Source organism: Lactobacillus sp. CBA3605, assembly GCF_002970915.1.
Lineage (GTDB): Bacteria > Bacillota > Bacilli > Lactobacillales > Lactobacillaceae > Lactiplantibacillus.
The window spans coordinates 2,209,519-2,224,237 of sequence record NZ_CP027190.1; the positions used below are offsets into that span (position 1 = coordinate 2,209,519).

Consider the following 14,719-nt stretch of genomic DNA (forward strand, 5'->3'; position numbering starts at 1 on the left):
TTAAGTTACGCTTGAAAGAATTAATACGTGGCAATGCATTAATTCTTTCATGTGTGTATAATAAGCTGTAGCGGCTTAACTTTCAATCGTTAATTTCGATGAATTCAAGCATTAATACACTGATTTTAAAAAAGTGTGTAGTATCTACTCAAAAAGAAGGCTTAATAATGGTAAAAACCGATCGTAGAATTTTAAAGACACAACTAGCAATAAAAAATGCCTTAGTCACGCTAATGACTGAAAAGGATTTTGAAAAGATTACTGTGAAAGATATTTGTCGTGTTGCCAATGTTGGTAATCGGACGTTCTATCTTCATTATTTTGATAAATATGATTTGCAAGATAAGCTGATTGCAGATCATATGCAGGCGCTTAGAAGCCTGTGTCAGCCGCAAAACACAATTAGTTTTAAAGCCGCCCATCTTATTTGGTTTAAGTATTTAAAAGACCATCAACAGTTTTTTTCAACGATGCTAAAAGGTCCGGGTGCATTAACCTTTCGAAAATATTTTCTAGCATTGATTATCGAACAATTAAAACACGATAAAAATATTTTTAAAGGACAAAATACTGAAATTGATGAAGGTCTAATCCTCACCTTTTTTGGGTCAGCAATTATTGGTGTTGCTGAGGATTATCTTTTACATGATGCTGCCGTTTCGATCGATGTCATTGCATCGCAACTTAGTCAGTTATTGGAACGAAATATCTAATTGTCATCGAGAAGAAGGGTGTTCTAGAAATTATTGAATGGGCTGAATGACTTGGCCGAACGGACCATAATTAACATGAATGAAAATAACCGTGTATCAGACTGAAGATACGAAATATTGGACTAGCCAATTTGGGGAGTGAATTTCCTAGCAAACAATAAAATTTCAACCTTGATAACAATCACCGCAGTTACCAGAACATCTGTTGTTATCGGTCTTATCAACGTTGTCTTATGTGTTGCACGTCAGTTGTAAATTCGCTATATAGCAAAAACCCCCAAGATTGGCTTTGATGTCCAACCTTGGGGGGTTATTTTAATCTGGATTAGGTGATTTTATCATAATTAATGAATGGACCGGGCTTGCGCTTGTTTAACTAATTTTGCAATCATCGCTGGGGCTTGTTGCTCAGCCTGAGCGGTGGCTTTTTTTGTAATAGTTTTCGTCAAAGTTGCAATCTGAGTCTTAGTCATGTTTGGTTGTGCGGCAACGGCTTGTTTGACTTGTGCCTGCATGGCTGCCGTGACTTGCGTCTTGGCCTGAGCATCAATTGTTTTGGCCTGACTAGCCAACCATTTGGCTTGACTCACACTTAATGTGGCCCAAGTGCTCGGTATTTTAAAGGTATTGTGGTGACTGATCAAGGTCCGATGCGTCCCGGTCCAGCGATAAAGTTCACGCCAAATATTGTTGTTATAAGTCCAACGTTTGGTTGTGGTGACCATTTTGGCCTTGGTGCTGGCCGTCGTGGTAACGTGATTACTGGTGGTCAAGCTAACCGCGGTGTGCTGTTGCTTAGTCGTTGCTGGGGTCTGATAAACGTAAACTTTTTCAGTATTAGATTTTTTGACAGGTTCATATAATAATAAATCAACGTAATTATTTTTGACGGCGGAGTTTAACGTGGTTGTCGTTGTAGTAGTGGTGGTATGCATGCCCCAATGCCAATTATCGTTTCCAATCATTAAAACTGCGGCTGCGGTTAAAATTAATAACCCACCACCACCGACAATAATTTTTTGCAGTGGTCGATTCAGTGCCAAGAAGCCCACAATAAAACCGAATAAACCGATTAGTAAAATAATTAAAATCATGCGGTTTGACCTCCTTTAGGTGAGTCTTTAACCATGAAGGCAAAAATCAACCCAATTAAGCCGATTGCGGTTGCCACCAGGAATGCTGCGTGAAAGCCTTGCATCGCTGCGCTATAAGCTTGTTTTTGATAAGCTAGCGGGGCGGTGTGCAGGAGACTTTTGAGCGGATTGGCATTACTGGTCACGTTAGCTAAGACACTGCCTAAGATGGCGGTTCCCATCGAAGTTGTCACCTGACGCATTGTGCTGTTAATGGCAGTCCCATGACTGAGTTGAATGCCCTTTAGGTCAATCGAACTGGCTGCGGTTAATGGCATTGTCACTAAGCCAACGCCGCTCATTAAGATAATGTATTCAAAAATAATATAAGTGTAAGGTGTATGCTGAGTTAACATTGAAAATGGCAGGGTCCCTAGTGTTAGTAAGAACATGCCCATTAAGGCGAGTTGGCGGCCACCAATTTTATCATAGGCGCGACCGCTAATTAAACTAATAACACCATAAAGCAAAGCACCTGGTAAAATGGTTAAGCCAGAATCTAAAGGACTGAGGCCACGGACGTTTTGTAAATACATGGGTAAAACCACTTGAATTCCAATCATGGCGGTATTCGCTAACGCCGTAATGATGGAAGCAATTGTAAATGACGGGATTTTTAAAAGGCGAATATTTAGTAGTGGTGATTGTCGTGGCCATTCACGCCAAACGAATAAGCCAATAAAGATTATCCCAATAATAATGCTGATGATAACAATACCCGAGGTCCAACTATGGTTGCCGACGGATGAAAAACCATAAAGTAAGCTCCCAAATCCAATCGTCGATAGGGCAATTGCCCAAGCGTCAATCGGCGATTTCTTAATAGGGATAACTGGTTTAACCGTGAAAAATGCCAATACTAAAATAATGGCAACGGGGGGAATCATCATGCCAAAAAGATCACGCCAGCTCGCATTGTCAAGAATCCAACCAGAGACGGTTGGTCCTAAGGCGGGGGCTAATCCGATAACAATACCTCCAAGTCCCATCATGGTCCCACGTTTTTCAGGTGGGAAAATAACGAGGAGTACTGTTTGGATGGTTGGAAAGGTAATCCCAATTCCCACGGCCTGAACCAGCCGGCCTAATAAGATCAGTTGGAAATTATGTGCAGTGTAACTAATAATCAGGCCAACTAAAAAACAGGCTAAGGCAGCCGTATAGATTAGCCGTAGACTAAAGTTGTTGAGCAACCAAGCACTGACCGGAATCATGATACCCATGACGAGCAAAAAACCGGTCGTTAACCATTGAACGGTCGCACTAGAAATTGAAAAGCGGGCCATTAGTGTCGGATAAGCGGTCACGAGCATATTAGTCGTGAGCGCCGTACAAAATGTTCCCAGTAATAATGTAACTGTTAGCCATAATTGGCTATAACGTTTACCATTGGTATCCATGTATGCAACCTCCGTTGCCTTTTTTAATAAACTGTCTAAATCAGTTTGACGCTAGTATAATCCTTTTTGTGTCAAAATTAAACTGTTCAGTGATGTTTATATAAATTAACTGACAATCAGTTTGAATTTAAATAAACTTTAAGGTTAGGACTTGTAAACGCTTTATATGTGGTTTAATTCCTATTTTAGGGGTATGCTTAAAATCATAATTAAAGCCGTTAATGCGTTATAATAATAAACGAATTAATTTTAAGGGTGGGGAAGCGCATGATAAAAAGAAGAACCTTAACACAAGCCAAGGTGTTAGCAACCGCTAACCAATTAATTGAAACGCACGGATTGGATGGATTAACCATTCGTGATTTGGCGATGGCCTTGGATGTTCGGCCACAATCTATTTATAATTATGTTGATAGTTTGAGCGATTTATTAGATCAAGTTGGCTTACAGTTTGTTCAGAGTGTTTCTGATCGAATCGTCGAAAAACTTGCCGAGACCGGCGAAGCAGAAAAATTAATGGTCTTTGCACAAGAATTTCGGGCAGCTTGTAAACAACACGTGGGACTATCACCATTATTATTAAATTTAAAAGCTAATGTTAAAAGTCCCAAGACGCAAAAAGCACTGATTAAATTATATCAAGATTTGTTCCGTCCGTTACAACTAGACGACAGTGCCCGGGTAGAAAATACGTTATACCGGTCAACTTTATTTGGGTTTATTATCCAGGAAATTGGTGGCTTCTTTACGATGCCGGCAGCAGCATTGGATGTGCGGTTTACGCAAACCATGCAATTGGCAATTGATCAAGAAAACAAAAAATAAAGTCAAGATGGCCTCAAGTTGGTTAATGGTCAACCAACTTGAGGCTTTTTTGATTTTATTACTTTGACACACATAGTAATTGGTGTTACATTATTAACATCAAATTACTGTGTGACACATAATAGTTGTTTTGAAAGGAAGTTAAGCATGAAACCGGCGATTTCAAAAGAGACCATTCGTGGGCATACGACCACGATTGTCCTCAATATTTTAAATCAGGGTGATAGTTACGGTTATGCGATTGCAAAGACAATTAAGACGTTGAGCAATGCCGCTTACGATATCAATGAAGCCACGTTATATACCGTTTTTCGACGTTTAGAAAAGAATGGTGACATTACGAGTTATTGGGGTAATGAGACTCAAGGCGGCCGTCGTAAATATTATCAGATTTCGACGCAAGGCCAACAAACTTTGGCCCATAATACCGAAGAATGGCAATTTGCCAAACGTGTGATTGATGATTTGATTTTAGGAAGGATTGATCAGCATGAGTGAAAAGATTGAACAATTGGTGGCGATGCGCTTAGCCACGTATTTTAAGCAGCAGACAATGACCCCCGCCTTAACGGAATTAAAGACTGAATTAGCAACGGATTTAAACGAGGCGGCCAATGATAAGCAGGCAACGAGTGGCAGTGCCGAAGCCGCCGTTGCTGCCGCTTTTAGTGATTTTGGTGATATCCATGACTTGATTGCGCAAGTTAATGCAGAAAATGGGTCGGCTGCCAACTTGCATGCCCATCGGGTGGCGATTGATGACGATAGCCTGATGATTGATGATGGTGAAATGCTAAAAATGGATGCAAACGGTGTTTCGATTAATCATGGGGCAATTAAGGCGGATGCGTCCGGCTTAAAGCTTGGGAAGGTCATCTTTAATGAAGATGGGATTAATATTGAGGGTCGGCCAGGGGTTAGGCCTAACTTTGGTGATCCCGTGCAGCCCTTGAATTTGGCGGGTGAATATCAGGATAATCTGCGTTTGGTTAATGAACAGCGTTTTGAGATAGCAGCGCTAACGACATTGTCAATTGCCTATCGTTCAGCACGGGTAAAAATCTTACCAACTGTGGGCGCGGATGATGAAATCATTGTGCGCGAATATATGAATCATAATAATGCCGCCTACTATGCCCAAACAAATCAAGCTGGCAGTGCACTAAGTGTGGCACAAGGTAAGGTGCCCTTCCTGATTCCATTACGGGTGCACGTTCAAATTCACGTGCCGGCTAAATTTATGGGTGACCTCAGTGTTGCCAGTCGGTCAGGCGCTTTATTAATAGCTGGATTGAAAAATTTAGGTGTGGTGAATTTACGGGTCGTTAGTGGCAGTTGTCGAATAGGAACGGTCAGTGCCCGCGCTTTAAGCGCTGATATTGTTTCGGGCAGTTTACAATTGGATCAATTGCGCGTGACTGAACAGTTAGGCATGTTGGTTAAGAGTGGCCGGCTGCGGTTGGCCGATGTTCAAGCTGGGCAATTTACCGCAACTGCAACGAGTGGCAGTATTCAAGGGACGCAATTAGTTGGCGGTGGCAGTTGGAATGCCAAATCAGGCGCGATTAAACTTAGCTTTGATCGTTTAACAGGCGCTATTAATTTGGATGCCAAAAGTGGTGCGATTAAGTTAGCCTTACCAGCGGATGCCAGCTATCGGTTTGAGTTGGAAGCCCATAGTGGTCGTGTGGTCGCTCCAGCTAATGCAGTCAAGGATCATATCGCCGATGGCTATCAAGCTGGGCAAGTCGGCACGACGCCAAAATATCAAGTCAAAGGTCGGACCACGTCGGGTTCAATTCGATTATATTAACGTGTAATTATCAAAAAACGTTTGGCTTGTCCAAACGTTTTTTGATATCTTCAGGATAAGTTTACTACCAGTTTAGGGACAAAACGGCCTATAATCTAGTTAGGTTATTTAAAGGGGAGTGGGGGACCAGATGTTGGGGATGAGTGAACAACAATTAATTAAGCGATTAGTACCAACGATTGTGCGCGTGCGGCAAATGAACTTTTATCAGATTGTGCAACGGACTGTCATGCTGACATTTCCATTTGTGTTGATTGGTTCATTTAGTCAAATTATTCAAGTGACGATATTAACTAAAACGGGGTTCATCGCCAGTATTTTTCATTTGTCGAAATGGGTCCCATATTATCGGTATTGGCATTATCCGTTTGATAATTTAACGAATTTAACATTGAATAGTGTTGCCATTATTGCGGCTTTTGGGGCGGCCAAGTATCATGCCAAATTACATCATCGCGATGACCAGTTAGCCGGCTTGACTGGTGCGATTGCACTACTGTTAATCGCCTACCGTTATACCGACCAATCGCATGGCATCTTTACCACAGCGTTGTTAGGCGCTAACGGGATTACGGGGGCTATCTTAGTGGGGAGTGTGACGGGGGCTTGTTTTCAATGGCTAGGACAGCCAGCGCCGAGTGCTAAAGTAATGACACCCCCGTCAATATTAAATCGGACGTTAGGCGCCATACTGCCAATGGTATTAGTCTTAGGGCTAGCAGTTGGGGTGAGCTTGATTTTAAATTGGGTCTTTATTGTCAATTATCCGGAGCAATTATTTGGCACTGTCCAAAAAATTGCAACCACTAGTCATAGCCTGTGGTTGACCTTTAGTATGGCAATCTTGACCTTATTATTAGAAATTTTGGGTTTTGCTGGGCCGTATCAACAACGCTTGATGGTTAATAGCCCAGCCACGACGGCTAATTTGAATTATGCTTTGAGTCATCATTCTGCGATGCATGTCCCCTATCCAGATACAGCCAATACGCTCTACCATGCTTTCGGGACTTTTGGCGGGACCGGGATGTTACTGGCTCTCGTCATCGCAATCTATTTACGTAGTCAGCAACCGCATTATCGGATTGTTGCTAAATTGGGTGTGTTACCGGCACTATTCAATAACAATGGCCCCCTAATGACGGGATTACCAGTCTTATATAATCCCGTTTACTTGATTCCCTTTGTGTTAGCGCCAGTAGTTAATATGGGGCTAGCGGCCTTAGTCATTGGCGCCAAATGGTTGCCGCCGATGGTGTATCCCGTGCCAGTGGGGACTCCGGGACCGCTGGTGGCCTTTATTGGCACCAACGGTAACTGGGTTGCCTTAGCACTGGGATTGATTGATTTGTGTCTGTCAGTGTTAATCTATTTGCCGTTCATGCATTTGGCGGAAGCCACCATCCAAGCGGCGGAAGTCGAAAAGCGACGCTCGGAGGTGATTGACCATGAAGGCTAAACTAACGCAACGGCGGTTCTTGATTGTTCTTGGCATCGCACTGCTTTTCTTGGCTATATTCGTCTGGCCGGCTTACACCTGGACCAAGAATAACGTCGCGTCGATGGCCGGGCGTCATGATTCACAGCTTTCACCTGTGATTATGATTCCTGGGAGTAGTGCAACTCAGAATCGGTTTGACACCTTAGTGACACGGCTGAATAAAACGACTCAAAAAAAGCATAGTTTAATTAAATTAACGGTACACACCGATGATCGGATTACTTATTCGGGTGCTTTGCGACCGCATGATAATGAACCAATTATTGTGGTCGGTTTTGAGAATAATAAAGATGGTTATAATAATATTAAAAAACAAGCCTATTGGTTTTCACTGGCCTTTAAGCAGTTGGCTAAAAAATACCAATTTAATAATTTTAAAGCGATTGGTCATTCCAATGGTGGTTTAATCTATACGTATTTTTTGGAGCATTATTTTAAACGTGACGATATTACGGTGAAACGGATGATGACGATTGGGTCACCGTATAACTTTTCGGAAGCTAACTTGAGTCATAAAACGCAAATGCTAGCCGATTTCATTAAGTACCGCGAAAAAATACCCAAAAAGTTGGCGGTCTATTCAGTTGCGGGAACGGAAAACTATGACACGGATGGCTTAGTTCCCGCGCGTAGTGTTGAGGCGGGCAAGTATGTGTATCAGGGCCAAGTCAAGCATTACACGGAAATTACGGTGACTGGTGGCGATGCGCAGCATTCAGACTTACCCCAGAATCAACAAATTGTGCGCTTGATTCAAGAATATATTTTGGATCATCAAAGCAGTAAGCAGAAACGTTTAATAAGTGCGACGGATAATTAAAAGAGAACTGCGGAAGATTGGGGTGAGCTGTGGTCGGTTGCGAAACTGTGGTAAAATTTGGTCATGGAGGTGGTCAGATTGCCTAGACAAGCATCCACACATCGTAATCGAGTTTTGACCTTGATTCGGTCGTACTATCCTAATTTAAGTCCGACGGATCGAAAAATTGCCGATTACATTATTCAGGACCCTGTTAAGACGGCGGCCCAATCAATTTCGAGTTTGGCGGTAGCCGTGGGCGTTTCAACGGCCACAGTATCACGGTTTGTCAAACGAATTAACTTTAATAGCTTTCGTGATTTTTCACGTGAATTAACGGCCGCAGAACCGTTAGAACGCACCAATGCCGAAGCTTTTCAAGATGTCGAAAAACAAACGACGTTTAAAGGTATTGCTGAAACTGCGTTTAATAGTATTCGTAGTTCACTTGACCAGACCAGTCAAGTGATGACTGAAGCCGATTTAGAACAAGCGGTGCACTTATTATTGGGTGCGCGGACGATTGGTTTTTATGGGCTCGGTGGCTCGGCAGTAGCTGCGCTTGATGGCTATCATAAATTCATCCGTACAGGGATTTCTTGTGCTTATAACAGTGATTATGATATGCAATTGATGCAGGCTGCGCAAATGACTACTAAAGACGTCGCAGTGGTCATTTCACATACCGGTCGGAATCAACAGACCTTACAACTTTTAAGTACGCTGACAAGCCAACAGGTGCCGGTTATTGCTTTAACCAGTTTTGGCAACTCACCATTGGCTAAAGCGAGCACGGTGGCTTTCATTTCAGTTGCAGAAGAAGTGAATTATCGCTCTGAAGGGTTGACGTCGTTGATTGCGCAAATGAGTATTATAGATAGTTTGTTTTTGATGACGGCGGTGCATGGAAATATTGAAATGGCGGCTAGTTTGGGCCGGGTCCGTGATGCAATCAGTCAAACACGAACGGAACTCTAAGCTGCCTTAGGTCAGTATTCTTCAAGATGGGATGATTAATAGGATGGCAAAACGACAACCTTTTAAACCAATTTATGCCCAGACGCGTGCTGCTAAGTGGCGGCGACGCTTAGGCTGGTGGGCCTTACTAGTAGTGATGCTGGGGCTGATCTTTGGGGGCTGGCAATGGCTACAGTTGAGACGCAGTGCCGTGGTTAGCGGGTTCAATGTCCGTGGCGTGGCAGTTACACAGGCAGATGGGTATTTAGACTTTGCCGCCTTACAAAATGATGGCTTAAAATTTGTTTACCTCAAGTCAACACAAGGTGCGAGCTATACGGATGATAACTTTTCGAATAATTATTCGCGGATTTTGGGGACGAGTTTAGGGGTCGGCGTGTATCATGTGTTTAGCTTTTCAACGTCAGGGCAAGCCCAGGCCGCTTACTTTGAAAAAACAGTTAATGATAATATTGGGAATCTCCCCATTGGCATTCAAGTTCAATATTATGGTGATTATACTGCGAAGACTATTGCAACCAAACGGGTGCAACGCCAGTTACGGCAGTTAGTTTTAAAGCTAACGGCGTATTACCAGCGGCAGTGTGTGATTTGGGTCACGCCCAGCTTAGCTGACACGTTAGTTAAGCCAGTCATCAAAAAAACGCCGTTATGGTTAGATACGACGCAAACGCATGGCCGTTCGCAACGCGTCCTATTTATGAGTTATGCGAAGCGAGCCGTTTATCGGCAAAGTGGTGTTAGTCAAGAATTTACGGGTTTAATCTACAATGGCGATGAGTCAGCGTTTCAAAAATTAATTGGGGTTGGCTTGAATTAAGCCGTTTTGGCAGTCAAAATTAGCCTGGGTTTTTAGCCCAGGCTAATTTTAGTCACTGATTTTATCGAGTTGATTGGGTGATAAAATCACATAATTACGATTATCGGCTTCATCAAATAACGTAACCGGCCGTTGTTCGTTGGCTTTGATTTCTAAATGAAAGCCATATTTATCAAGTAAGACTAGAGCACTTGGCGAGATCGACTCTACCGTTGCCGGCATTGGTCGACCATCAATCCGGATAATCATATTAGGGTCAATCTCTAATTTGTGATCCCGGTGATGGTCTTCATCGCGATAGGTCCAAGTCCCAGCGTAAAAAACAGCTAAATCGCCACGGTTCGTTTTTGAAGGGTGTTGTTTGCGGATGAGGGTGCTTGAGAGTCCTGCCAGTAAGGATAAGCCAAATAAAATAGCGCCACGTCGCTTCACCGGATCAACCTTCTTTCATAATAGTTTACCTCTAAAATATACCACTAAAGAATGGGTAACGTCACGAAATATGGTGTTTTTAGTAAAGCTTTTAAACTAGTGTTACTTTTAGGTAATATAGTAATATTTATGCCGTAAAACTGTTAAACTGTAATCATAAGTAATCTTACTGATATCAAAATTAAACCGGTTACAAAAAATCGAGAGGGGTCTTAGTATGTTAAAATTAGGAATCATTGGGACTAACTGGATTACGCAACAATTTATTGATGCGGCCCATGAGTCAGGTGACTGGCAACTAACAACGGTCTATTCGCGTGACTTAGACCGGGCCAAAGCATTTGCCACTAAAAATGGGGCGACGAACACTTTTGATAACCTCGACGATTTTTTCAAGGCGGCGACTTTTGAAGCAGTCTATATCGCTTCCCCAAACAGTCTCCATTTTAGCCAAGCGCAACAAGCAATTGAAAATGGCAAGCATGTCATTGTGGAAAAGCCAGCGGTTGCTAATCAAGCCGAATTTGAACAATTGGATGAGTGTTTAAAGGCTCATCCGCAAGTGTTATTGTTCGAAGCGGCCCGTCAGATTCATGAAGAAAACTTCAAACGCGTGCAGGCGCAAATCGCCAAGCTTGATCAGCTTCAAGGAGCCACGTTAACTTACATGAAGTATTCTTCACGCTATGATGCGGTACTGGCGGGGGAGGAACCGAACATTTTCTCACCTAAATTTGCGGGTGGCGCCTTGCAAGACTTAGGCGTTTACTTGGTTTATGATGCGGTTGGTTGGTTCGGAATGCCTGATGAAGTGGCTTATTATCCGACCTTAACCAGGACTAAGGTTGATGGTAAAGGTGTCGCCGTTTTGCGTTACCCAAGCTTTACGGTTACCTTGAATGTGGGGAAGACGAGTAATTCTTATTTGTCATCCGAAATCAATGGTCTGCGCGATACAATTGTTATGGATAATGCGGCGGAGTTAGGCCGGGTTACGTACTACGATGCTGAGGGGTTAGCCATTAATCTTGGGGTGACCCCGGATAAAAATCCGATGATCGCTGAAGCTCGTGATTTTGCGGCCGTGATTAATGATCCCATGGCTCATCAGGAAGACTATCAAGCTTGGCGACAACTCAGTCGCAATGTTAATAAACTACTATTTAATTTACGGCAATCCGGTCAGCTTTATTTTAAGGCTACCGAACGGGATACGCCGGCTAATTAGAAATGAGGAACTATGTTAGACGTATTTAAAGAAAAATTCACTGCGCAAGGTTTTACTGAGCAGTCACCAATTCAAACTGCAGTGGCGGAACCAATGGCGGCGGGAACGTCTGTCTTAGGTTTAGCACCAACCGGGTCAGGAAAAACGTTGGCATTTACTTGGCCAATGTTGGCTGGCTTAACGGTTGGGGGCGGCACCCAAGCGTTGATTTTGGCGCCTTCACAAGAACTTGCCATGCAAACGACCGCTGTGGTCCGAGACTGGGCCCAATTAATTGATGCTAAGGTACTAGCCATTACCGGGGGCGCTAATATTAAGCGTCAATTAGAAAAGCTCAAGCAACATCCAGAAGTAGTGGTTGGGACCCCTGGTCGGGTGACTAATCTGATTGCGGATGGCAAGCTCAAGCTGGGTCATTTGAAGATGATGATTATTGATGAAGCGGACGAATTATTGACGGATGAGACGTTGGATCAAATTCGTGAAATCTTGGATGCCACCTTCGCTGAAACATTACAATTAGGTTTTTTCTCTGCCACCGAAACTAAAATTTTAGATGAATTACCACGTTGGTTTGGTCAAAAGGTTGAAAAAATTGATGTGCGGGCGATTGATCAGACCCAGGGGGTCGTTCGTCACCGCACGCTACAAGTTGGGAATCGGCATCGGGTTGAGTTGTTGAAACGGATTAGTCGGGCCGATAAGTTCCGGGCCTTAGTTTTCTTCAATAAGATGCAAGAGCTACAACACGTGGCGTTAGAATTACGGCATCAACATGTGAGTTATGTGGCTTTAACGAGTGGTCAACGCCAAGTTGAACGTGAAAAGGCTCTGCGGTTGTTCCGTCAAGGAAAAGTGGCGTTATTGTTAACGACTGACTTGGCAGCGCGTGGTTTAGATTTACCAAAGTTGCCCGCAGTGATTAACTATCAGTTGCCTAAGGATGTAACCACTTATATTCATCGTAGCGGTCGGACTGGTCGAATGGGAGCCGCTGGCTTGGTCTTGACGATGGGGGACGATCATGATGTGCGGGACTTCAAGAAGCTGATGAAGTCCACGGATTATGAGATTAAACCAGGTTATTTGGTTGATTATCAAATTGTTGATACGAAGCCCGCCAAAGTGCAACCAGTGGCACCAGCCCAAGCGACTACCGCCACCGCAACGTCGGTTAGTGGTCAATCAGTTAAGGCTACGCCAACTGTGGTCACCGGTAAAGCTAAGCCCTTAGCAACATCAGCACCCGCTGAATCAGCAGCACCAATAGCTAACGGGAAAAAGAAAAAAGGTCACAATAAGCATTCCAAGAAAAAAGGCATGCGGAAGAAGAATCGTGACCGCTTCGGCGATAAGTAATTGTAATTTATTTCAATCCGTGAGATGATACTTGACGGATTGATTTTTGGCCTCATAGCACAACTGGATAGGGCACCCGCCTCCTAAGCGGTTGATTCCGGTTCAAGTCCGGATGGGGTCATTGAAATCATATTTTCGATTAAGTTCACTAGTTAGGGTTCAATTCAATTATGAATTGGGCCTTTTTTGTTTGAAATAAAGCAGACCGTTGTCAACAATCAAGACTTAGCCTGATTACCAATAATAGAAATCATAGAATTTTTTTAGTTATATAATGTTATTAATTGTTATTATATGATGAATATAGACATTGTTTTAGTGATGGAATATAATGATTAAGGTAATAAACTTATAAGCACGCTAATTTAAAAGTACCGTATTGATTAATTGGGGCAGATTCAACAAATTCAGGGGGAGATACAGATGTGGATGTATAGTCGACTGGTGAACACGCAAAATGAGTCAACTTGGGTAACAACTGGTGTGGTTGTCGCATTGTCATGGACAATTTTTGCTGTACAAGATCGTGTGCAAGCGGCGACAACATCCGCCTCGGTAACAACGGATACCGTTCAAAATGATCAACAAGCTAATCAACTGCAACAAAGTGAAGTGACGCTGAAGGCGACCGAAAGTCAAGCGCCAGCTAGTGCAACCAATACTTCACAAACTAGTTCAGCTAATCTTGCGGCGAATTCGACAGCGTCTCATTCAGCGGTGGGGTCAACGGTTTCAGCGACAACGGCTAGCTCAGTTTCAGCTGGAGCGACTTCCGTCACAGCAGGTGCCTCACTCGCAACTAGTGCAACGTCGGCGGTAGCCACGTCTTCAACGGTGACCAGCAGTGCTGCGGCGGCAACCAGTGAATCGCCCCAGAGTCAGACTAGTGTCGCTACTGCCACTACTGCTGATGTTAGTGAAGCCACGTCTGAGTCTACAACCAAGGCTACGGTGGCATCAGTAACGTCAACTCAGCCTGCAACTAGGGCCACTGCAGCGTCAGTAAAGCCAACCGCTGCGACAACCACAGCTGATGATGATGCAACCGTCGTAACGATGGCGGATGCTAATTTGTTAGCGGGCGTTAAGAGTAGCCTAGGTCTGGCGGCCGATGCTTCGTTAACAATGGGGGACATTCGGCATACCCAAAAGACCAGCATAACGATTCGTCAGACTAGTGCGGCTAATCCTGAGATTACGTCACTAACTGGTTTAGAAGCCTTGGCAGAGTTACCAACCAGTGTGAAACTTTCGTTAGAGCTAAAAATTCAGGCTGAAAACGGGTTTGATTTGGCACCGTTAGAAAACATCAATTTCAATATACTATCCTTGTATACGCGATATTTTAGTAAAGTTGATTTAACGCCGTTAACTAAAATTGCAACGGCCAACTTACAATCCGTAACGTTAGCTGCAAGTACTACCGATATCTATGCAAACTATCATCAAAATTTTGATGGCATGACCAATACTCAGTTGGCCCAAATTAGTAGTTGGGTGACGGATTTTTTGAATAATGGTTATCAATATACCAATCCAAGTGTTTTTCGGGAAGTGAACTTATCCGGAAATTGCTTAACCGATTTTTCAGTGCTAGGTGGTATCAACCAGTCAGCGAACGTTTGGGTATTTGCCGCTGCACAGACTTATCGCAGTCCTAATCTGATTAATGTTGTGACTGGTCAGCCGCTGGTCTTCAAAGCGACCGAACAAATTGG

13 protein-coding genes and 1 tRNA gene are annotated in these 14,719 nt (G+C 43.4%); 11 read left to right on the plus strand and 3 right to left on the minus strand.

The features are described from left to right. The first annotated feature begins 167 nt into the window (after positions 1-167). Positions 168-713: a TetR/AcrR family transcriptional regulator gene (locus C5Z25_RS10675; protein ID WP_105452573.1), complete on the plus strand. Its 546-nt coding sequence runs from the start codon at positions 168-170 to the stop codon at positions 711-713. Between the two features lie 344 nt (positions 714-1,057). Here the strand turns inward: C5Z25_RS10675 and C5Z25_RS10680 are convergent, their stop codons facing one another. Continuing rightward, on the minus strand, positions 1,058-1,807 hold the full coding sequence (locus tag C5Z25_RS10680; protein ID WP_105452574.1) for a DUF4811 domain-containing protein: 750 nt from the start codon (positions 1,805-1,807) through the stop codon (positions 1,058-1,060). After that, a complete protein-coding gene (locus C5Z25_RS10685) occupies positions 1,804-3,246 on the minus strand; it encodes an MDR family MFS transporter (RefSeq protein WP_105452575.1) in 1,443 nt (480 codons plus the stop codon). The genes C5Z25_RS10680 and C5Z25_RS10685 overlap by 4 nt, the downstream gene beginning before the upstream one ends. Positions 3,247-3,513: 267 nt before the next feature. On the opposite strand from C5Z25_RS10685, the gene C5Z25_RS10690 reads away from it, so the two are divergent. The 7 genes from C5Z25_RS10690 to C5Z25_RS10720 all read left to right on the plus strand — a co-directional run bounded on the left by C5Z25_RS10690 (position 3,514) and on the right by C5Z25_RS10720 (position 9,982). Continuing rightward, entirely contained in the window at positions 3,514-4,071 is a 558-nt protein-coding gene (locus C5Z25_RS10690) for a TetR/AcrR family transcriptional regulator (protein WP_105452576.1), read from the plus strand. 147 nt (positions 4,072-4,218) lie between these two features. Next, positions 4,219-4,569, plus strand: coding sequence for a PadR family transcriptional regulator (locus tag C5Z25_RS10695; RefSeq protein WP_105452577.1), 351 nt, complete (start codon positions 4,219-4,221; stop codon positions 4,567-4,569). Further along, complete coding sequence (locus tag C5Z25_RS10700; RefSeq protein WP_105452578.1) at positions 4,562-5,884, plus strand: DUF4097 family beta strand repeat-containing protein; 1,323 nt, start codon at positions 4,562-4,564, stop codon at positions 5,882-5,884. The genes C5Z25_RS10695 and C5Z25_RS10700 overlap by 8 nt, the downstream gene beginning before the upstream one ends. 130 nt (positions 5,885-6,014) lie before the next feature. Beyond that, positions 6,015-7,343, plus strand: coding sequence for a PTS transporter subunit EIIC (locus C5Z25_RS10705; protein ID WP_234002738.1), 1,329 nt, complete (start codon positions 6,015-6,017; stop codon positions 7,341-7,343). Beyond that, the gene (locus tag C5Z25_RS10710; protein WP_105452579.1) at positions 7,333-8,205 is read left to right on the plus strand and encodes an alpha/beta hydrolase; all 873 of its coding nucleotides are present in this window, start codon (positions 7,333-7,335) and stop codon (positions 8,203-8,205) included. Before C5Z25_RS10705 ends, C5Z25_RS10710 begins: the two co-directional genes overlap by 11 nt. Before the next feature lie 78 nt (positions 8,206-8,283). Then, positions 8,284-9,162, plus strand: coding sequence for a MurR/RpiR family transcriptional regulator (locus C5Z25_RS10715; RefSeq protein ID WP_370447195.1), 879 nt, complete (start codon positions 8,284-8,286; stop codon positions 9,160-9,162). 43 nt (positions 9,163-9,205) lie between these two features. After that, complete coding sequence (locus C5Z25_RS10720; protein ID WP_105452581.1) at positions 9,206-9,982, plus strand: GH25 family lysozyme; 777 nt, start codon at positions 9,206-9,208, stop codon at positions 9,980-9,982. A 48-nt stretch (positions 9,983-10,030) separates the two neighbouring features. On the opposite strand, the gene C5Z25_RS10725 is transcribed toward C5Z25_RS10720, so the two are convergent. Beyond that, entirely contained in the window at positions 10,031-10,414 is a 384-nt protein-coding gene (locus C5Z25_RS10725; RefSeq protein WP_105452582.1) for a DUF4828 domain-containing protein, read from the minus strand. A gap of 217 nt (positions 10,415-10,631) precedes the next feature. Between C5Z25_RS10725 and C5Z25_RS10730 the strand changes: the two genes are divergently transcribed. The 3 genes from C5Z25_RS10730 to C5Z25_RS10740 all read left to right on the plus strand — a co-directional run bounded on the left by C5Z25_RS10730 (position 10,632) and on the right by C5Z25_RS10740 (position 13,122). Further along, on the plus strand, positions 10,632-11,642 hold the full coding sequence (locus C5Z25_RS10730; RefSeq protein WP_105452583.1) for a Gfo/Idh/MocA family protein: 1,011 nt from the start codon (positions 10,632-10,634) through the stop codon (positions 11,640-11,642). A 12-nt stretch (positions 11,643-11,654) separates the two neighbouring features. Further along, entirely contained in the window at positions 11,655-13,001 is a 1,347-nt protein-coding gene (locus C5Z25_RS10735; RefSeq protein WP_105452584.1) for a DEAD/DEAH box helicase, read from the plus strand. Between the two features lie 48 nt (positions 13,002-13,049). Continuing rightward, a tRNA-Arg gene (locus C5Z25_RS10740) sits at positions 13,050-13,122 on the plus strand. Positions 13,123-14,719 lie beyond the last annotated feature (1,597 nt).